This is a genomic window from Rhizobium sp. P44RR-XXIV (genome assembly GCF_001999485.2).
GTDB lineage: Bacteria > Pseudomonadota > Alphaproteobacteria > Rhizobiales > Rhizobiaceae > Rhizobium.
On record NZ_MPVZ02000025.1, the window covers coordinates 409,523 to 427,728 of the forward strand.

Consider the following 18,206-nt stretch of genomic DNA (forward strand, 5'->3'; position numbering starts at 1 on the left):
TAGGCTGAAATTCGATCCGCTCGCGCTTTAATATTATATAAAACTGCCGCGCGGCCGAAATTTACCTTTGCTTCACAGTTCCACTTGACCAAATCTTATAAAAAAGCAATTTTTGGGCCAGTTGGAATTTCGCGAAGATTTTAGTGACGGAAAACGCGAATTCCCGAGGAGTTCAAGGGGAGTCTCGCGTCCGCCATGGCACTATCGGCCAATCTTTTCCTGCGCCAAAGCCAAAGCCTGGTGATGACACCGCAACTGATGCAATCCATCCAGTTGCTGCAGATGACGCATTTCGAACTGACACAATTCATCGGCCAGGAAGTCGAGAAAAACCCGCTGCTGGAATTTGCGTCAAATGACGAAGATATGGGCAGTCATGGCGATCGCGAGACGAAGGACGATTCCTTCGAGGCCGTAGGCGATAGCCACGACGAGACTTTCGACAGCAGCGACCTTGCGAGCGACTGGTACGAGAACGAAAATACCGGCAATGCCGACAGGCTGAACAACGAGCTCGACACCAATTTCAGCGATGTCTTCCCCGACGACGGGAGCCCGCAGCGGGCCGACGCGCCTGAGCTGCTAAGTCAATGGAAATCCATGCCTGGCGGAGAAGCGGGCGAGAGTTTTGATCTGGACGATTTCGTCGCCGGCCAGGTATCGCTGCGCGACCATCTGAACGAACAGATCCCATTTTCGTTTCCCGCCATGGGTGATCGGCTGATCGCACAGCACCTCGTCGACCAACTCGATGAAGCCGGCTATCTCCGTGCCGACCTGAATGAGACGGTGGAGCGCCTTGGCTCGGCGATCGGGGATGTGGAGCGCGTGCTGGCTACCTTGCAGCTGCTGGATCCCCCTGGCATCTTCGCCCGCTCCCTCAGCGAATGCCTGGAAATCCAGCTTCGGCAAAAGGATCGGTTCGATCCGGCCATGGAGCGGCTGATCCAGAATCTGGAACTTCTGGGGCGGCGCGATTTCGCATCGCTGAAGCGGCTCTGCGGCGTCGATGAGGAAGACCTGCTCGACATGATGGCGGAAATCCGCCAGCTGAACCCAAAGCCCGGCAGCTGCTTTGAGACCAGCGTGTCCGAAGCGATCATGCCTGATATCGTCGTGCGCCCCTCCACTGACGGTAGCTGGCTGGTGGAGCTCAATCCCGATGCTCTTCCTCGGGTGCTGGTGAGCCAGTCCTATTTCGCTTCCGTCACCAAAACCAGCCAGGACCACGCTTTTCTGTCGGAATGCCTTCAGAACGCCAACTGGCTGACCCGCAGCCTGGACCAGCGCGCCAAGACCATCATGAAGGTGGCAAGCGAGATCGTGCGGCAGCAGGATGCCTTCCTGATCCATGGCGTCGATCATCTGCGGCCACTCAATCTGAAGACCGTGGCCGACGCGATCAAGATGCACGAATCGACCGTCAGCCGCGTCACCTCGAACAAATACATGCTGACGCCGCGCGGAATGTTCGAGCTCAAATATTTCTTTACCGTCTCGATCAGCGCTGTCGAGGGTGGCGACGGTCATTCGGCCGAAGCCGTGCGCCACAAGATCCGCCTGCTGATATCGAACGAAAGCCCGGATGCGGTTCTGTCAGACGACGATATCGTCGATACGCTCAAAAGCGGCGGCATCGAGCTGGCTCGCCGCACGGTTGCAAAATACCGGGAAGCCATGAACATCCCATCGTCCGTGCAACGACGCCGAGAGAAGCGGGCCTTGGCAAAAGTCGCCAGTTTCTGACGATTGTCGATCTTCAACCACAGGGTGCGGATCTCCTAACAGTCCGTTAAGATGCAGTTGACTTTCCCATGTGGTGGGGCTAGAAGCCCGCCGCAATCGCTGCAGGACAGCACGACCATGAAACTTATCCCCATCATCCCGAAGGCGGTCGAAATACGCAATTTGTCTTTGACCGCGTGAAGTGCTTGGATGAGCTTGAGGCTTGGCGTAAACTGATACGCGCAATAACCACTACAAGAAGGGAAACTCCATGAGTGTGCGTGTCTCCGGTAAACATATGGAAATTGGTGACTCGTTCCGGCAGCGGATCGAGGACCAGATCGGTATGGCCGTGACGAAATACTTCGACGGGGGGTATTCGGGTCAGGTAACGGTGCAGAAATCCAGCTCTCGCTTTGCGGCCGATTGCAAGCTTCACCTCGACAGTGGTGTCGTGTTGCATGCTGCCGGTGAAGCCATGGATCCGCAGCTGGCGTTCGACGCAGCATCTGCACGCATCGAGAAACGCCTGCGACGCTACAAACGCAAGCTTAAGGATCATCAGGCCGGCAACCACATCAACGGTCAGGCGGAAGTTGCCTATACCGTCATGGATGGCGTGCCGGATGACGACGAGGAAATTGCCGCCGATTTTGCGCCGGTGATCGTTGCTGAAAGCACGAAGCAATTGAAGACCATGTCGGTAGCGACCGCCGTGATGGCGCTTGATATGACCGATGAACCGTTGCTGCTCTTCCGCAGCCCCGGCAAGGAACATTTGAACATCGTCTACCGCCGCCAGGACGGTAACATTGGCTGGATCGACGCGGCCAATATCAAAAGCTGAGAATAGAAGATAAGCGGCGGCGGCGCGTAACAGCACCCGGCCGCCGCTTTTTCCCGTTACCGGCTCTCGGCGACACGAAGGATAAAGAGAATGGCATTGGCAGATTTGCTACACCAAGATGCGATCATCCCCGCCTTGAGGGCAAATTCCAAAAAACAATTGCTTCAGGAACTGGCGGCCAAAGCCTCGAAACTGACCGGACTTCCCGAACGCGAGATTTTTGATGTCGTGCTGCAGCGCGAACGCCTGGGTTCCACCGGCGTCGGCAACGGCATCGCCATCCCGCACGGCAAGCTCGCCAGCATCAAGTCCATCGCCGGCATTTTCGCGCGCCTCGAGGCGCCCGTTGATTTTGAGGCTCTGGACGATCAACCCGTCGATCTCGTCTTCCTGCTGCTCGCGCCCGAAGGCGCAGGCGCTGATCATCTGAAGGCGCTGTCTCGTATTGCCCGCGTGCTCCGTGACCAGGACCTGGTCGCCAAGCTGCGCGCTACCGATTCCGCATCGGCAATCTACTCATTCCTCAATGAGGAACAGGCATCCAACGCCGCCTAGAGCCGGATGTCGCCCGAAAACCGCTTACACTTTTCGGCGTCATGCTCTGACGGTTTGGATCGCATCGGACCAAGGCAAAAATAAGAGCCGGATGATCTGAAATCATCCGGCTCTTATTTTTTGTTTCCGTGTGTGGATCAGGCGTCTTTTTCGTCGAGCGGGCTATTGGCGCCCTCGGCATTTTCGACGATCTTCGGGCCGCCCTTGGCGACACCGACCATGGCCGGGCGCAGAACGCGCTCGCCGATGACGAAGCCAGCCTGCACCACCTGCACCACCGTATTATTCGGCACTTCTGGGTTCGGCACTTCGAACATCGCCTGATGGAAATTGGGGTCGAACTTCTGTCCGACCGGCTCGATCTGGCGCACGCCATGACGCTCCAGGGCGGAGAGCATGGAACGCTCGGTCATCTCGACACCTTCAATCAGGGTCGTCAGGCCGGCATCACCGCCGGCACGGGCCTCGGCCGGAATGGCATCCAGCGTACGGCGCAGATTATCCGCCACCGCCAGCATATCGCGGGCGAAGCTTGCCACGGAGTAGGACTTTGCGTCCTTTATCTCGCGCTCGGTACGCCGGCGAAGATTGTCCATATCGGCGGCGAGGCGAAGATAGCGATCACGCAGTTCGCCGTTTTCGGCCTTCAGCAGCTCAACCGGGTCGGGCTGAGACGGTTCCGTCGCATCCACGGTTTCCGCTGCTTCTTGAGCGAAATCCGCAGCAGCGTCGGCCGCCGTGGCGTCAGGTCCGGTTTTCGTTGTTTCGTCGGTCATGACGGTCTCCGAATTGCTTTGTCTTTTGGATGTGCCCGATATCGAGGTTTACCCGGAAAAAATCAAGGCTTTGTCGAGAAGAACAGCCAATTCCCGATATTGCCGCGGCATCAGAAAGCCCGTCGATCAAAGACTCCGATCGGAACCTTGCCTATCCAGAGCTCTCTCGTGGTGATATGATGAGGTTCATCTCAGCACAATGCGAGGTGAGATCCATGTCTAGTGGCAAATCCCTTTCAGGAAAATGTTTTTGCGGCGCAGTGGAGATCGCGGTCGACGGCGAACCGATGGCGATGGGCTATTGCCATTGCGACTCGTGTCGGGAGTGGTCGGCGGGGCCGGTTAACGCCTTTTCGCTCTGGCCACCGGAAGCCGTTCACATCACCAAGGGTGCCGATCATATCGGCAGCTATCAGAAGACCGAGAAGAGCGTGCGCAAATGGTGCACTGTCTGTGGCGGCCATCTGCTGACGGAGCATCCCTTGTGGGGCGTGACCGACGTGTACGCGGCCACCCTTCCCGCCCTCGACTTTCAGCCGGCATTGCACGTCAATTATGAAACGACGGTGCTGCATCTGCGGGACGGACTGCCGAAGCAGAAGGATTTTCCGGCCGAGATGGGCGGATCTGGAACGTTGCTTCCAGATTAGGCGCGTGCGTCAGATGCCTGAGCGTGACAGCCTTGAAATCAGCTGGGCCGTATAATCGACCATCGGCACGATACGGGCGTAGTTCAGCCGCGTCGGGCCGATGACGCCGACAGCACCGACGATGCGATCGTCGTCGTCGCGATAAGGCGCCACGATCAGCGACGAGCCGGAGAGTGAAAAGAGCTTGTTTTCCGAGCCGATGAAGATGCGCACGCCCGGCCCGCTTTCGGCCAGATTGAGTATCTCGATCAGGCTGTCCTTCTTTTCGAGATCGTCGAAGAGCAGGCGCAGCCGATCCAGATCCTCGGCGCCGGCGATTTCGGACAGGAGATTGGCGTGGCCGCGGACGATGAGCTGCGTCGGCTTGCCTTCGTCCTCGCCACCAGACCAGACGGCGATCCCGCGCTCGACCAGCTCCCGCGACAGCGTATCAAGCTCGTGACGCACGCTCTCCTTCAACGTCTGCAATTGACGGCGCAGATCCGGCAGGGTCTGACCCGTCATATGGGCATTGAGGAAATTCGCCGCCTCCGTCAACTGTGAGGAGGTGACGCCGGCCGGCAGTTCGATGATGCGGTTTTCCACCTGATCATGCTCGCCCACGAGCACGGCGAGCGCCTTGGTCGGCTCCAGACGGATGAATTCGACGTGCTTCAGCACCGGGTCGTTCTTCGAGGTAATCACCAGCCCGGCGCCGCGTGAAATGCCGGAGAGCATACGGCTCGCCTCGGTCATAACAGATTCCATCGGCTGATCGCGATTGCTGCCGCGGACCTGGCGGTCGATGGTGGCACGATCCTCGGCCGAGAGATCGCCGACCTGCATGAAGGCATCGACGAAGAAACGCAGCCCGACCTGGGTCGGCAGCCGGCCGGCGCTGATATGCGGCGAATAGATAAGCCCCAGCTCTTCCAGATCGCTCATGACATTGCGCACGGAGGCCGGCGACAGGGACATCGGCAGCAGGCGGGAGAGGTTGCGCGATCCAAGCGGCTCGCCATTCTCAAGATAGCCCTCGACGATACGGCGGAAAACTTCCTTGGATCGTTCGTCCAGTGCAGCAATGACATCCGAAACCGACGATGTCGTGAATACCATTTCGCTGTCTAATCCATTTCGTTGAGCCTTGGCCAAAATATAATCATTCAGTTAGCAATGGCGAAAGGGAAAAATGCTGCTGCCGTCGCCGCCGGGCCTTTCGACCTGCTTTTCCTTTGCAAAAGCCGCCTACGGGTCGTAGAAGCGGTCGACAAACTTTCAGGAGAGTGGAATGCGGCCTTCAGGCAGAAAAACCGACCAGATGCGCAAAGTGTCGTTCGAGCGCAATTTTTCCAAGCATGCCGAAGGCTCCTGCCTGGTCAAGTTCGGCGATACGCATGTGCTCTGCACGGCAAGCCTTGAGGACAAGACGCCGCCATGGCTGCGCAACAGCGGCAAGGGCTGGGTCACCGCCGAATACGGCATGCTGCCGCGCGCCACCGGCGAGCGTATGAAGCGCGAGGCCGCTGCCGGCAAGCAGGGCGGCCGCACGCAGGAAATCCAGCGCCTCATCGGCCGCTCGCTGCGCGCGGTCGTCGATCTGAAGGAGCTCGGCGAACGCCAGATTACCGTCGACTGCGACGTCATCCAGGCCGACGGCGGCACGCGCACGGCCTCGATCACAGGCGGCTGGATCGCGCTCTACGACTGCCTGAAGTGGATGGAAAGCCGCAACATGGTCAAGGTGGATCGAGTGCTGAAGGATCATATCGCGGCCATTTCCTGCGGAATCTTCGCCAGCCAGCCGGTCATCGACCTCGACTATCTCGAGGATTCTTCGGCTGAAACCGACGCCAATTTCGTCATGACGGGCAAGGGCGGCATCGTTGAAATCCAAGGAACCGCCGAGGGTGCGCCTTTCAGCGAAGAGGAATTCGCCACGCTCCTGGGCCTTGCCAAGAATGGTATTGCCGAACTGGTGGATCTGCAGAAGCAGGCAATCGCCTAGGGACATCTTGCAATGGCAGACACGGCCCTCGAAAGCATCCTGGAAACGGCTCTCTATGCCGATGATCTCGATGCCGCCGAAGCTTTTTACGGCGGCATTCTCGGTTTGCAGAAGATCTCGCGCGGCGGCAACCGCCATATCTTCTACCGCTGCGGATCAGGCGTGCTGCTGATCTTCAATCCGGCCGAGACGATGAAGCCAGCGGAACCGGACGCCCTTCCCGTGCCTTCGCATGGGACGACGGGCCATGGTCATGTGTGCTTCCGTGTCGGCGGTGACGACATCGAGGCAATGGCGCAGAGGCTGAAAGCTGCCGGCATTGCCATAGAAACCGATTTTCACTGGCCGAACGGCGGCCGCTCGATCTATTTCCGCGATCCGGCCGGCAACAGCCTGGAATGCGCAGAACCCCGCATCTGGGGCCTATGACGGAACAGGACATGCGTAAGCTCGATACCAAAACCATCGTCGTCGCCAGCCACAATGCCGGCAAGATCCGCGAAATCGAGGACTTGATCGGCCCCTTCGGCTTCACCGCCAAATCGGCTGCCGACCTCAACTTCATCGAGCCGGACGAGACCGGCACAACATTCGAGGAAAACGCTGCGATCAAGGCGCTCGCCTCCGCACATGCCTCCGGCCTGCCGGCATTGTCTGACGATTCCGGTCTGGTGATCGATGCACTCGGCGGCGATCCGGGCGTCTACACGGCCAACTGGGCCGAAACGGCTGACGGCACCCGCGATTTCGCGATGGCGATGCAGAAGGTCGAGACCGCTCTTGAGAAAGCCGGCGCTACGTCGCCGGAAAGCCGCACGGCGCGCTTCGTCAGCGTACTTTGCCTGGCATGGCCTGACGGACATACCGAGCTTTTCCGCGGCGAGGTCGAAGGCACGGTCGCCTGGCCACCGCGCGGCACCCAGGGCTTCGGCTACGATCCGATCTTCCAGCCGGAAGGGTACGACACCACTTTTGGTGAAATGAGCGCCGAGGAGAAGCATGGCTGGAAGCCTGGCGATCCGCAGGCACTCTCGCATCGCGCCCGGGCCTTCAAGGTCTTTGTCGAAACCTGCCTGGAGGCGTAAGCTTACTTCGTGGATATCATGGATTCGCAACAGCTGATGCGCGGCGCGCAATTGCTACCGGATACCGGCGAGCCCGGTTTCGGCGTGTATGTGCATTGGCCGTTTTGCGCGGCCAAGTGTCCCTATTGCGATTTCAACAGCCATGTCCGCCATCAGCCAGTTGATCAGGAGCGTTTCGCTGCCGCCTTTCTGAAGGAAATGGCGTCGATACGGATGATCAGCGGCCCGAAGACGGTGACCAGCGTCTTCCTCGGCGGCGGCACACCCTCGCTGATGAAGCCGGAGACTGTCGGCGCCATTCTCGACGGCATCGCCCGGACCTGGCACATGCCTGACGGCATCGAGATCACCATGGAGGCAAATCCGTCGAGCGTCGAGGCCGAACGGTTTCGCGGCTATCGCGCGGCTGGCGTCAATCGCGTGTCGATGGGCGTGCAGGCGCTGAACGACCGCGACCTGAAATTCCTCGGCCGCCTGCACGACGTCGCCGATGCGCTGAAGGCGATCAAGCTGGCGCGCGAGATCTTCCCGCGCATGTCCTTCGATCTCATCTATGCCCGTCCGAACCAGACCGTCGAGGAATGGGAACGCGAGCTGAAGGAGGCGATCTCCTATGCCGTCGATCACCTCTCGCTCTACCAGTTGACGATCGAGGAAGGCACGCCCTTCTATGGTCTCCACAAGGCCGGCAAACTGATCGTGCCCGATGGCGATCAATCGGCGCTGCTCTATGAGGCGACGCAGGAGATTACCGAGCGCGAGGGCATGCCGGCGTATGAGGTCTCCAACCATGCCCGTCCGGGCGCCGAGAGCCGGCACAATCTCACCTATTGGCGCTATGGCGACTATGCCGGTATCGGGCCCGGTGCCCATGGCCGGCTGACTCACGGACCGCAAAAGCTTGCAACAGCGACCGAGCGCAAGCCGGAGAGCTGGCTTGAGATGGTCGAGCGTGACGGCCACGGTATGGTCGATCAGGAAATGCTGGGGTTCGACGAGCAGGCCGACGAATTGCTGCTGATGGGCTTGCGTCTGAAGGAAGGCATCGATCTCGTGCGCTGGCAGGAGCTTTCGGGACGCGATCCCGATCCGCAGCGCGAGGCGTTTTTACTGGAACACGGTTTCATCGAGCGGATCGGCAATTCCCGCCTGCGCTGCACGCCGTCGGGAATGCTGGTTCTCGACTCTGTCGTCGCCGATCTCGCCTGTTAGTCACCTCCCCCTTGAGGGGGGAGGTCGCCGCGAAGCGGCGGGTGGGGGTAATCCTCAAGAGCCGATCGAGGCTTCAGTGTTTACTCGGATCACCCCGCCTCGGCACTATGTGCCGACCCTCCCCCTCGAGGGGAGGGTAAGCAAACGCCCATCGATTGCCGCAAGGCCGACCGCGATCATCGCCATGCCGATGAAATGCTTCATCTGCAGGTCCTCACCGAGAATAAGCGCGCCCAACAGAATGGCGCTGACGGGGATGAGGAACGTTACCAGCATCAGATTGGTGGCGCCTGCGGTTGCCAGAATGCGGAAGAACAGCACATAGGCAATCGCAGTCGAGAGGATGGCAAGGCCGGCAAGCGCGAGCCAGGTTTCGCTCGAGGGTATTGCCAGCGTCCACGGACGATCGACAAAGAGCGCGATCGGCAATAGCAGCACGGTCGAGGCGGTGACCTGGCCGGCAGCGGGAATGATCGGCGCCAAGCCCATGCGGCGAAACCTGCGGCCGAATATACCAGCAAGCGAATAGGTGAAGGCAGCGGCTAGCACGGCGAGCTGCGCCAGTGCATTCGAGCCGCCCAGGCTTGCGAGCACCGACGGGCCGATCATCAGAGCCACGCCGGCAAATCCGACGATGACGCCGATCAGGCGATTACCGGTCATCTTCTCGTCCGCGGTCAGAAAATGCGCGACCACGACGCCGAAAAGCGGTGTGGTTGCGTTGAGGATCGAGGCGAGGCCGCTGGCAATATGCGTCTGGCCCCAGACGATCAGCAGGAAGGGAATGACGTTGTTGAGGAAGCCCATGCCGAAGAAGGCAAGCCAGGCCTGGCGATCGCGCGGCATGGAATGTCCGGTCATGCGCACGATGACATGAAGAGCAATGGCAGCAAGCGCCACACGCGCCGTGACGATGGTGAAGGGCGGCAACTCCCGCACCAGAATGCCGTTGAACAGGAAGGAGCCACCCCAAAGCAATGATAGCGCCACCAACATGCCCCACTCGAGCGCACCCATGGATTTCTGCTGCATGACGATCGACCCCCACTTTCGAATGATTGAGTTCAGCTTGTCAGGCGCCTATTTTCGCTTGCTTGCCAAACACCAGAATTACTAGGATAATCTCTCAATATCCGCTTTCTGACAAACGACTCTTTCTCATTTTATGGTTTAGCTTAACTCAATCATTATGGATCAGTTGCCGTCTCTTTCGGCCCTCAGGGCTTTCGAAGCATCGGCCCGTCATCTTAGCATGACGCTGGCTGCAAACGAGCTGCATGTGACGCCCGGCGCCATCAGCCTGCAGGTTCGCGACCTCGAAAGCGCGCTCGGCGTGCGGCTCTTCGAGCGCCGGACACGCAGCCTCGCATTGACGTCGGACGGCGCCGAATATTTCGCAACGATGCGGACGGCCTTTCGCCTCATCCGCGAGGCGACTGCGGCGCTGACCATGCGCGCGAATGACAGCGTATTGACGGTTACCTGCACCGCCGGCTTTGCCACCCATTGGCTGGTGCCGAGGCTGCGCCGCTTCGAGCAGGCGCATCCCGAGATCGATCTGCGCATCAGCGCTTCTCACCGCATCATGGATTTCCAGCGGGATGGAATAGATGTCGCCATTCGCCACGGCCTTGGCGGCTATGAGGGTCTGGCAAGCGAGCGATTGCTCGACGACGAGTATGTGCCCGTCTGTACGCCGGCAATGGCGGCGTCACTCGGCCCCTCGCCCCTCGTCGACAGTCTGGCGGAGATCACCCTGATCCACGATGTCTATCGGCGCGACTGGGAACTTTGGCTGCAGGCTGCGGGTGCAAGCCGCGTCGACGCCACGCGCGGGCCGGTCTTCACTGACGGTACCGGGGCTTATCAAGCCATGCAGGCCGGGCTCGGCATCGCACTCATGCGCCGTTCCTTCGTCGAACAGGAGCTGGCGGAGGGCACGCTGGTCGCTCCCTTCCCGATAGGATTTGCCAGCGCATTCGCCTATCACCTCGTCTATCTGCCGGGCGCCCTCGAACGGCCGGCGATTGCGGCGCTGCGCGCGTGGCTATTTTCCGAAATCTCGCAGGCAACGCCGCCGACATAGGCTGACGTCGCCTTCAGCACGGCATGGACGGCCGCTGGCTCGCTTGAGCATCCGCATCAAGCCGAACAAGGCGTCAACGAAAACGCCGGCGATGACGCCGGCCGTGAAATGATGAGCGGATATTGTCCGCCGCCTATTCGTTGATGAGGCGCTTCAGCAGCTCGATCTCATGCGACAGCTTGCTATCGCCGGAGATCAGTTCCTCGATCTTGCGCACAGCATGCAGCACCGTCGTGTGATCGCGACCGCCAAAGCGGCGACCGATCTCCGGGAAGGAGCGCGGCGTCAAAGTCTTCGACAGATACATGGCGATCTGGCGCGGCTTGACGATGACGCGGGTGCGGCGGTTGGAGACCAGCTCCTGGCGCGAGACATTGTAGTGGCGTGCGACGATGCGCTGGATGTCCTCGATGCGGACACGGCGCGGTTCGCCGGAGCCGACCAGATGTGCAAGCAGCTCGTCGACACGCTCGACCGTCAGGTTCGGCTCGAAAGACCGGCGGAAGATCAGCTGATTGAAAGCGCCTTCCAGCTCGCGGCCGCTTGCCGTGACATTACGGGCGACGTGCGAGAGAAGTTCGGCCGGAATTTCCAGCGACGGATCTTCCAGACGGGCGGCTTCCAGCCGACGCTTGAGGATTTCGAGACGCATCTCGTAATCCGGTGCCTCGACCTCGATAGCAACGCCGCCCTGAAGACGCGAGCGAACGCGCGGATCGAGCGATTCCAGCTCCCAGGGTGCACGGTCGGCGGCGACGACAACCTGCTTGGCGCTGTCGAGCAGCATGTTGAGCAGATGGCAGAATTCGTGCTGGATCATCTTGCCCTGCAGGAACTGCATGTCGTCGATGATCAGAAGGTCGATATTGCGCAGCGAATCCTTCAGCGTCAGCGCGTCATTGTCGCGAATGGCAGTGGCAAAGCGCCACATGAAATATTCAGCGGTCAGATAGACGACGCGCAGGTTGCGCGGGTTCTGTACGGCTGCATTGGCGATCGCCTGCAGCAGATGTGTCTTGCCGAGACCGACCGTCGAGTGAACGAAGAGCGGATTGAAGCGCACCGCGCCGGAACCGGCTTCCGCAATGGTCTTGGCGGCGGCAAGGCTCACCCGGTTCGAGCTGCCCTCGACATAAGTGTCGAAGGTAAAGCGGGAGTCGAGCGGCGAGCCGAACAAGGGCGTACCTGCCGAAGCCGGGCGGGCAGCAGCGGCCGCACTGACAGCCTGAGCAGCTGCATGGCCTGCTGGCTGTGCAACGGAACGGCGGATCGGCGCCACGGCAGCCTGATCCGGCACGACAGCCTGTTCGTCAACCGACGGCTTTACGCCAGGACGGGTCGCGCTGCGCACCAGAATCTCGACCTTCAGGATCTCGGCATCTTCCGCCTGGAACAGGCCGGTGATGAGATCGAGATAGCGATTGTTGATCCACGACTTCAGAAAGGTCGTCGGAACGGTAAGACGCACAACGCTCTTGGATACCGAATGCAGCTTGAGCCGCGCGAACCAGCTGGCATAAACATCAGGACCGACCTGAGCTTTCAAGCGCGCGCTGACGCGCTCGAACAAAACGTTTTGCGCCACGTCTCCTTTTTCCCCCGCCGCTTCTAGGCAAACAGCACCGAACGCCTGCGCATTGTCCCCATTTTCCAACGCACCCGTCGTCCTCGTATGTATCTGCATGTAATGCCGCCTTCCACAGTCTCTTTATGGGGCGAACCAGCGTTGCACCGCCGCCCCTAGGTCTTCGCCATGGCATGACTATCGCGCTCGTTGTCCCAAGCTGCGCCGCATACCGGTTCATCAGCCGAGCCCCGCCAATGGGCCTTACAGGAACACTGTGGCGAAAACTGCTCTTTAAAGCGATCTTCGTCTCGGCGTCTGTAACCGGAGCATCAGTCGGCCCTCGTCTTCCGACCGGCTGCTCCAACGACTGTCAATTTTTCTCCCCTCCCCACAGCCGCGTCATTGACTTAGGCTGCAAAGGACAGACAAGCTTCCTCGTTCCGCAAGCGTTGCCGCTTCCGGCTTTAACTCGTCAACTGTTTGAAAAAACGGAGCTGAACTGCTCCGTCACAAGAGACAAAACCACCCACGCCGCCGCTAGTGACGGTGTTCGCCGAAGCCGTTTAAGGTGAGATCCGCGCCCCTTGTTGAAAAGCATTTAGGCAGGATCGGAGGCAGATATCAACGATGAATTTTACACAAAATTAAGAGCCGGCCATTGACTCCGGAAGCCATATTTGACTGTCACAAGCCCTTCAAAAAAGAATCGCTGTTGAATCAAAGAGATTCACGTTCAGCGCGATTCTCACGCCTTTCAAAACAAATAAAATAAAAATTCCCTTGACTCACTTGTGAGCCGGCAACGCGTCATGCAGATCACACGGCGCTGGGATATCCTGCTGCAAGCCTTTGTTTTCAAATGTATATTTCTGTCACGTCAATGACATGATCAGGCACTCGATTTTGGCAATACGGCATTTTTTTGTCAGAATCCAAAAAGCCCGGCGCAAGGGCCGGGCTTCAAGTCTAACGATCGAGTCGTTAATAGAAAGTTATGCGGTCGGGGCCGAAAGGGCCTTCACACGCTTGGCAAGACGCGAAACCTTGCGGGAAGCCGTGTTGGCGTGAAGCACGCCCTTGGTGGCTGCGCGAGCCAGTTCCGGCTGGGCGGCAAGGAAAGCTGCCTTTGCGAGATCTGCATCACCCGATGCGATGGCTTCTTCGACCTGGCGGACGAAAGTGCGAACGCGCGAGCGACGAGCCTTGTTGACTTCGGTGCGGCGTACGATCTTGCGGGTCGCTTTTTTCGCCGAGGTAGTATTGGCCATGTATGCCTCTCTTAGAATTCGAACATAACTCCATCGTTGCAGCGCGGGCCCTGCGGCCACTTCATCCAGCAATGCGGGAGCAATTGCGGAAAACCAGAGCGGCTTTCCAAACTGTGGCGGGCATATAACCGGAATGAGCCCCGGCGTCAACGCGGATTCTTGCCGAAGGCTCGTAATTCCGGATTCCTGCGCTCACCGGTTCTTGAACGCAGGCTTACGTTTTTCCATGAAGGCAGCCATGCCTTCCCTCTGATCTTCCGTGCCGAACAGGCTGTGGAACAAGCGGCGTTCGAAACGCAAGCCCTCTTCAAGCGTGGTTTCCAGCGCGCGGTTGACCGCTTCCTTGGCCATGAGCACCGAGGGACGCGACAGCGACGCGATCTTGGCGGCAGCGGCCAGTGCCTCGTCCAGCAGCTTGTCGGCCGGTACGACACGCGCCACCAAGCCCGCACGTTCCGCTTCTGCGGCATCCATCATGCGGCCGGTCAGAATCAGATCCATCGCCTTCGCCTTGCCGACGGCGCGGGTAAGCCGCTGCGAGCCGCCCATGCCGGGGATGACGCCGAGGGTGATCTCCGGCTGGCCGAACTTCGCCGTCTCGGAGGCAATAATGAAATCGCACATCATGGCGAGCTCGCAGCCGCCGCCAAGCGCGAAACCGCTGACCGCCGCGATAACGGGCTTGCGCACCTTGGCGACCTCGTCCCAACCGCTCATCAGATCGTTCTTGTAGACATCGATGAAATCGAGCGGCTGCATTTCCTTGATATCGGCGCCGGCCGCGAAAGCCTTTTCCGAGCCGGTGAGCACGATCGCGCCGATCGCATCATCCTGATGGAAGGCGGCATAGGCCTGCTTCAGCTCGGACAATACGGTGGAGTTCAGCGCGTTCAGCGCCTGCGGTCGATTGAGCCGGACGAGGCCAACGGCCCCATGCGTTTCGACGATGAGGGTTTCGTAGGCCATGTCTCTCTCCCTTCAATCAGCTTTGGCAATCAGCTTTGGCAGGTGGCGCAATAGAAAGAGGAGCGCCCCGCCTGAACAATGCGACCGACCGTACCGCTGCAACCGGGCGTACTGCAAGGCTGGGCTTCACGATCGTAGACGGAAAATGAATGCTGGAAATAGCCAAGCGACCCATCCGTCTGGATATGATCGCGCAGGGACGAGCCACCGGCAGCGATCGCATCGGCAATGACATCGCGTATGGCAGCGACCAGCGTCAGCAATTCCCCGGTTGGCCCGCCGGTGTCGGTGACCAGCGAACCGGCGGCGCGCAAGGGTGACAGATGAGACCGCCACAGTGCCTCGCAGACATATATATTGCCAAGGCCGGCAATGTTCTTCTGGTCGAGCAAGGCGCTCTTCAACGGCTGCGCCTTGCCGGCAAAGCGCGCGGCCAGATAATCAGCGCCCAGTTCATTGCCCGTCGGCTCCGGACCGAGATCGCGGAAGAAGGGGTGGCTCCCAATATCCGACCGCCTGACGATATCCATGAAACCGAAGCGTCGCGGATCATTATAGATCACGCGTGCGCCACCGTTTGCACCCGCCAGATGGAAGACGACGTGGTCGTGCTTCTCGTCCTTGGAGCGTGGGTGATGGAAGTTGCCGGGCGCATCGGCCACTACATCAGCCTCGACCCGGAAGGAGCCGGACATGCCGAGATGCGAGACGATCGTCATCCCGTCCTCCAGGTCGATCAGCAGGTACTTGGCGCGGCGCGACAGCGACGTGATGCCGCGGCCTGACACGGCCTGCGCGAAATCGGCGGGGAACGGAAAGCGCAGATCGTTGCGCCGCAGCTCCAGCGCCTGCAGAACCGCGCCCTCCATGGAAGGCGCCAGCCCGCGTCTGACGGTTTCGACCTCTGGTAATTCCGGCATGGCTATCCATCTTTATGTTTCAACCGCTTATGATCTGGGCTATAGCCCAAGGCGTTGCGGATGGTGATCTGGCTGATGAGATAGCGTGGCAAACGCGATTTCGCCATGGTCCGCGACTGAATTATGTAACGGAGTTGAGCCGATGGCAGACAGCCGCACCTCCGCCGATGGCGGCATGGAAACATCCTATGGTTTCCGCGAAGTAGCCGATGGCGAAAAGCAGGGCCTCGTCAACGAGGTGTTCCACAAGGTCGCCAAGCGCTACGACGTCATGAACGACGTCATGTCCATGGGCATGCACCGCGCCTGGAAAGACGCGATGATATCGGCGCTCAATCCGCGCAAGGATGCGACCTACAAGACACTCGACGTTGCCGGCGGTACGGGCGATATCGCCTTCCGCATCGTCGAGGCCTCCAACCGTCTGGCGCATGCGACCGTGCTCGACATCAACGGCTCGATGCTCGCCGTTGGGGCTGAGCGCGCGGAAAAGAAGAAGCTCTCCGACAACCTGACCTTCGTCGAGGCGAATGCCGAAGAATTGCCCTTCGAGCCCAATTCGTTCGACGCCTACACGATCGCCTTCGGCATCCGCAACGTGCCGCATATCGACGTGGCACTGAAGGAAGCCCATCGGGTGCTGAAGCGCGGCGGCCGGTTGCTCGTGCTTGAATTTTCCGCAGTCGACCTGCCGCTACTGGACCGCGTCTATGATGCCTGGTCCTTCAACGCCATCCCGAAATTCGGCAAGGCCATCACCGGCGATGCCGAGCCCTACCAGTATCTGGTGGAATCGATCCGCAAGTTCCCGAACCAGGAGGACTTCGCGACGATGATCCGCGGGGCTGGTTTCTCACGCGTGAGCTTCACCAACTATACCGGCGGCATCGCTGCAGTACACTCCGGCTGGAAGCTCTGAAGCATGATGTCCAGCGACGCGGCGCGACTGACGGCCTCCCATCCCCGAGACCTTGAGACGCTATGAGTTCCTTCAACGCATATTTCGGCCTGCTCAGGGTCGGCTGGGTCCTCGTGCGCGAAGGCGTCGTCATTTCGCTTCCATCGGAAGGCCTGCCGCCATCCGTGAGCCTCGCCAAATCCTTTGTCGGCATGTTTGCCCGCAAGCGCGCCAAGAGCCAGGCCCGCAGCGACCGGCTCGCAAAAGCCGTCGAGCGGCTCGGACCTTCCTACGTGAAGATCGGCCAGTTCCTGGCGACGCGGCCTGACGTCGTCGGCGTCGACATGGCAAACGACCTGTCGCAGCTGCAGGATCGTATGGCCTTCTTCCCGCAGGCGACGGCGACTGCCGCAATCGAATCCTCGCTCGGCCGGCGGATCGACAATCTCTATGTCAGCTTTGGCGAGCCGATCGCCGCCGCCTCGATAGCGCAGGTACATCCGGCTGAAATCGAGACCGCCGAAGGCCGCAGGCGCGTGGCCGTCAAGGTCGTCCGGCCCGGTGTCCGCCAGCGCTTCGTCAACGATATCAAGGCGATGTATCTCGTCGCTGGCCTGCAGGAACGTTTCCTCCCCTCCAGCCGGCGCCTAAGGCCGGTCGAAGTGACGCGGACGCTCGAGCAGACCACCAAGGTCGAGATGGATCTGCGGCTGGAAGCAGCCGCTCTTTCCGAGATCGCCGAGAATACCGAAAAAGATCCCGGCTTCCGCGTTCCCAAGGTCGATTGGGAGCGCACGGGCCGCGACGTCATCACCATGGAGTGGATCGACGGCGTCAAGATGTCAGACGTCGAGGGATTGAAGGCGGCCGGCCACGATCTCGATACGCTCGCCGACACGCTGATCCAGTCCTTCCTTCGCCATACGCTGCGCGACGGCTTCTTCCATGCCGACATGCATCCCGGCAATCTCTTCGTTGACGCCGCCGGCATGATCGTCGCCGTCGACATGGGTATTGTCGGCCGCCTTGGAAAGAAGGAGCGGCGCTTCCTTGCCGAAATCCTCTACGGCTTCATCACGCGGGACTATCTGCGCGTCGCCGAGGTGCATTTCGAAGCCGGCTATGTACCCGCTCACCATAATACCGAGAGTTTTGCCCAGGCGATCCGCGCCATCGGCGAGCCGATCCATGGCCAGCCGGCCGAGACGATCTCCATGGGCAAGCTGCTGACGCTGCTCTTCGAGGTCACCGAGCTCTTCGACATGGAGACGCGGCCGGAGCTGGTCATGCTGCAGAAGACCATGGTCGTGGTCGAGGGCGTGTCGCGCATGCTCAATCCGCGCTTCAACATGTGGAAGGCATCGGAACCTGTCGTCGGCGAGTGGATCCGCAACAATCTCGGCCCCAAGCGCATCGTAGCTGACCTCAAGGACGGCTTGAAGGCGGCCGTGAAGCTGGCAGAGGCTATTCCTGAGATCGCCACCAAGACCGAGAAATTCCATCATGAATTGCTGCATATGAGCGAAAACGGCCTGCGCTTCGACGTGCAGACTGCCGAGGCGATCGGCAAGGCCGAGGCCAAGCACAGCCGCTCCGGCCGCCTTGCGCTGTGGGTCATCGCATTGGCGCTTATCTATATCGCCTGGCATCTGAGCTGATCTGTT

General features: G+C 60.0%; 18 protein-coding genes. 11 read left to right on the plus strand and 7 right to left on the minus strand.

Features of this window, described 5'->3' with window-relative positions:
• Positions 1 to 195 precede the first annotated feature (195 nt).
• The 3 genes from rpoN (at position 196) to ptsN (ending at position 3,127) form a co-directional block, all read left to right on the plus strand.
• Entirely contained in the window at positions 196 to 1,746 is a 1,551-nt protein-coding gene (gene rpoN, locus BSK43_RS07350; protein WP_077468535.1) for an RNA polymerase factor sigma-54, read from the plus strand.
• A 250-nt stretch (positions 1,747 to 1,996) separates the two neighbouring features.
• Positions 1,997 to 2,572 (plus strand): ribosome-associated translation inhibitor RaiA, encoded by a 576-nt coding sequence (raiA, locus tag BSK43_RS07355; RefSeq protein WP_077468534.1) that lies wholly within the window; start codon positions 1,997 to 1,999, stop codon positions 2,570 to 2,572.
• Between the two features lie 90 nt (positions 2,573 to 2,662).
• A complete protein-coding gene (ptsN, locus tag BSK43_RS07360) occupies positions 2,663 to 3,127 on the plus strand; it encodes a PTS IIA-like nitrogen regulatory protein PtsN (RefSeq protein ID WP_077468533.1) in 465 nt (154 codons plus the stop codon).
• 137 nt (positions 3,128 to 3,264) lie between these two features.
• Here ptsN and grpE read toward each other — a convergent pair whose 3' ends face one another.
• Entirely contained in the window at positions 3,265 to 3,903 is a 639-nt protein-coding gene (gene grpE / locus BSK43_RS07365) for a nucleotide exchange factor GrpE (protein ID WP_077468532.1), read from the minus strand.
• 215 nt (positions 3,904 to 4,118) lie between these two features.
• Between grpE and BSK43_RS07370 the strand changes: the two genes are divergently transcribed.
• A complete protein-coding gene (locus BSK43_RS07370; protein ID WP_077468531.1) occupies positions 4,119 to 4,553 on the plus strand; it encodes a GFA family protein in 435 nt (144 codons plus the stop codon).
• A 9-nt stretch (positions 4,554 to 4,562) separates the two neighbouring features.
• Here the strand turns inward: BSK43_RS07370 and hrcA are convergent, their stop codons facing one another.
• Positions 4,563 to 5,651 (minus strand): heat-inducible transcriptional repressor HrcA, encoded by a 1,089-nt coding sequence (gene hrcA, locus BSK43_RS07375; protein WP_077468530.1) that lies wholly within the window; start codon positions 5,649 to 5,651, stop codon positions 4,563 to 4,565.
• A 172-nt stretch (positions 5,652 to 5,823) separates the two neighbouring features.
• Here hrcA and rph point away from each other — a divergent pair, with 172 nt between their 5' ends.
• Genes rph through hemW form a run of 4 tightly spaced genes read left to right on the plus strand, consistent with a single transcriptional unit; the run spans position 5,824 to position 8,837 of the window.
• Positions 5,824 to 6,540 (plus strand): ribonuclease PH, encoded by a 717-nt coding sequence (gene rph, locus BSK43_RS07380; protein WP_077468529.1) that lies wholly within the window; start codon positions 5,824 to 5,826, stop codon positions 6,538 to 6,540.
• Positions 6,541 to 6,552: 12 nt separating this feature from the next.
• Positions 6,553 to 6,969, plus strand: a complete 417-nt coding sequence (locus BSK43_RS07385) for a VOC family protein (protein ID WP_077468528.1) — start codon at positions 6,553 to 6,555, stop codon at positions 6,967 to 6,969.
• An 11-nt stretch (positions 6,970 to 6,980) separates the two neighbouring features.
• Complete coding sequence (gene rdgB / locus BSK43_RS07390; protein ID WP_068397958.1) at positions 6,981 to 7,625, plus strand: RdgB/HAM1 family non-canonical purine NTP pyrophosphatase; 645 nt, start codon at positions 6,981 to 6,983, stop codon at positions 7,623 to 7,625.
• A gap of 18 nt (positions 7,626 to 7,643) precedes the next feature.
• Entirely contained in the window at positions 7,644 to 8,837 is a 1,194-nt protein-coding gene (gene hemW / locus BSK43_RS07395) for a radical SAM family heme chaperone HemW (protein ID WP_136686792.1), read from the plus strand.
• Between the two features lie 105 nt (positions 8,838 to 8,942).
• On the opposite strand, the gene BSK43_RS07400 is transcribed toward hemW, so the two are convergent.
• Entirely contained in the window at positions 8,943 to 9,869 is a 927-nt protein-coding gene (locus BSK43_RS07400) for a DMT family transporter (RefSeq protein WP_068397707.1), read from the minus strand.
• A 157-nt stretch (positions 9,870 to 10,026) separates the two neighbouring features.
• On the opposite strand from BSK43_RS07400, the gene gcvA reads away from it, so the two are divergent.
• Positions 10,027 to 10,923, plus strand: coding sequence for a transcriptional regulator GcvA (gene gcvA, locus BSK43_RS07405; RefSeq protein ID WP_205910593.1), 897 nt, complete (start codon positions 10,027 to 10,029; stop codon positions 10,921 to 10,923).
• Between the two features lie 133 nt (positions 10,924 to 11,056).
• Here the strand turns inward: gcvA and dnaA are convergent, their stop codons facing one another.
• The 4 genes from dnaA to mutM all read right to left on the minus strand — a co-directional run bounded on the left by dnaA (position 11,057) and on the right by mutM (position 15,644).
• Entirely contained in the window at positions 11,057 to 12,607 is a 1,551-nt protein-coding gene (gene dnaA, locus BSK43_RS07410) for a chromosomal replication initiator protein DnaA (RefSeq protein WP_077468525.1), read from the minus strand.
• 875 nt (positions 12,608 to 13,482) lie between these two features.
• A complete protein-coding gene (rpsT, locus tag BSK43_RS07415) occupies positions 13,483 to 13,758 on the minus strand; it encodes a 30S ribosomal protein S20 (protein ID WP_068397713.1) in 276 nt (91 codons plus the stop codon).
• A 192-nt stretch (positions 13,759 to 13,950) separates the two neighbouring features.
• Complete coding sequence (locus BSK43_RS07420) at positions 13,951 to 14,724, minus strand: enoyl-CoA hydratase (RefSeq protein ID WP_077468524.1); 774 nt, start codon at positions 14,722 to 14,724, stop codon at positions 13,951 to 13,953.
• A gap of 29 nt (positions 14,725 to 14,753) precedes the next feature.
• Positions 14,754 to 15,644 (minus strand): bifunctional DNA-formamidopyrimidine glycosylase/DNA-(apurinic or apyrimidinic site) lyase, encoded by an 891-nt coding sequence (gene mutM, locus BSK43_RS07425; RefSeq protein WP_077468523.1) that lies wholly within the window; start codon positions 15,642 to 15,644, stop codon positions 14,754 to 14,756.
• 142 nt (positions 15,645 to 15,786) lie between these two features.
• Here mutM and ubiE point away from each other — a divergent pair, with 142 nt between their 5' ends.
• Both ubiE and ubiB read left to right on the plus strand, forming a co-directional pair.
• Positions 15,787 to 16,563 carry a bifunctional demethylmenaquinone methyltransferase/2-methoxy-6-polyprenyl-1,4-benzoquinol methylase UbiE gene (ubiE, locus tag BSK43_RS07430; protein WP_077468522.1) on the plus strand — a complete coding sequence of 259 codons (777 nt, stop codon included), beginning with the start codon at positions 15,787 to 15,789 and terminating at the stop codon, positions 16,561 to 16,563.
• A 62-nt stretch (positions 16,564 to 16,625) separates the two neighbouring features.
• Positions 16,626 to 18,200: a 2-polyprenylphenol 6-hydroxylase gene (gene ubiB / locus BSK43_RS07435; protein WP_077468521.1), complete on the plus strand. Its 1,575-nt coding sequence runs from the start codon at positions 16,626 to 16,628 to the stop codon at positions 18,198 to 18,200.
• The last annotated feature ends 6 nt before the right edge of the window (positions 18,201 to 18,206 follow it).

Bases quoted from the DNA above. Each gene is read 5' to 3' on its own strand.
- rph (WP_077468529.1), top strand. From the start codon at position 5,824: ATGCGGCCTTCAGGCAGAAAAACCGACCAGATGCGCAAAGTGTCGTTC.
- rdgB (WP_068397958.1), top strand. From the start codon at position 6,981: ATGCGTAAGCTCGATACCAAAACCATCGTCGTCGCCAGCCACAATGCC.
- BSK43_RS07400 (WP_068397707.1), bottom strand. From the start codon at position 9,869: ATGCAGCAGAAATCCATGGGTGCGCTCGAGTGGGGCATGTTGGTGGCG.
- gcvA (WP_205910593.1), top strand. From the start codon at position 10,027: ATGGATCAGTTGCCGTCTCTTTCGGCCCTCAGGGCTTTCGAAGCATCG.
- BSK43_RS07420 (WP_077468524.1), bottom strand. From the start codon at position 14,724: ATGGCCTACGAAACCCTCATCGTCGAAACGCATGGGGCCGTTGGCCTC.
- BSK43_RS07385 (WP_077468528.1), top strand. From the start codon at position 6,553: ATGGCAGACACGGCCCTCGAAAGCATCCTGGAAACGGCTCTCTATGCC.
- BSK43_RS07370 (WP_077468531.1), top strand. From the start codon at position 4,119: ATGTCTAGTGGCAAATCCCTTTCAGGAAAATGTTTTTGCGGCGCAGTG.
- hrcA (WP_077468530.1), bottom strand. From the start codon at position 5,651: ATGGTATTCACGACATCGTCGGTTTCGGATGTCATTGCTGCACTGGAC.
- ubiB (WP_077468521.1), top strand. From the start codon at position 16,626: ATGAGTTCCTTCAACGCATATTTCGGCCTGCTCAGGGTCGGCTGGGTC.
- raiA (WP_077468534.1), top strand. From the start codon at position 1,997: ATGAGTGTGCGTGTCTCCGGTAAACATATGGAAATTGGTGACTCGTTC.
- dnaA (WP_077468525.1), bottom strand. From the start codon at position 12,607: ATGCAGATACATACGAGGACGACGGGTGCGTTGGAAAATGGGGACAAT.
- ptsN (WP_077468533.1), top strand. From the start codon at position 2,663: ATGGCATTGGCAGATTTGCTACACCAAGATGCGATCATCCCCGCCTTG.
- rpoN (WP_077468535.1), top strand. From the start codon at position 196: ATGGCACTATCGGCCAATCTTTTCCTGCGCCAAAGCCAAAGCCTGGTG.
- ubiE (WP_077468522.1), top strand. From the start codon at position 15,787: ATGGCAGACAGCCGCACCTCCGCCGATGGCGGCATGGAAACATCCTAT.
- mutM (WP_077468523.1), bottom strand. From the start codon at position 15,644: ATGCCGGAATTACCAGAGGTCGAAACCGTCAGACGCGGGCTGGCGCCT.
- grpE (WP_077468532.1), bottom strand. From the start codon at position 3,903: ATGACCGACGAAACAACGAAAACCGGACCTGACGCCACGGCGGCCGAC.
- rpsT (WP_068397713.1), bottom strand. From the start codon at position 13,758: ATGGCCAATACTACCTCGGCGAAAAAAGCGACCCGCAAGATCGTACGC.
- hemW (WP_136686792.1), top strand. From the start codon at position 7,644: ATGGATTCGCAACAGCTGATGCGCGGCGCGCAATTGCTACCGGATACC.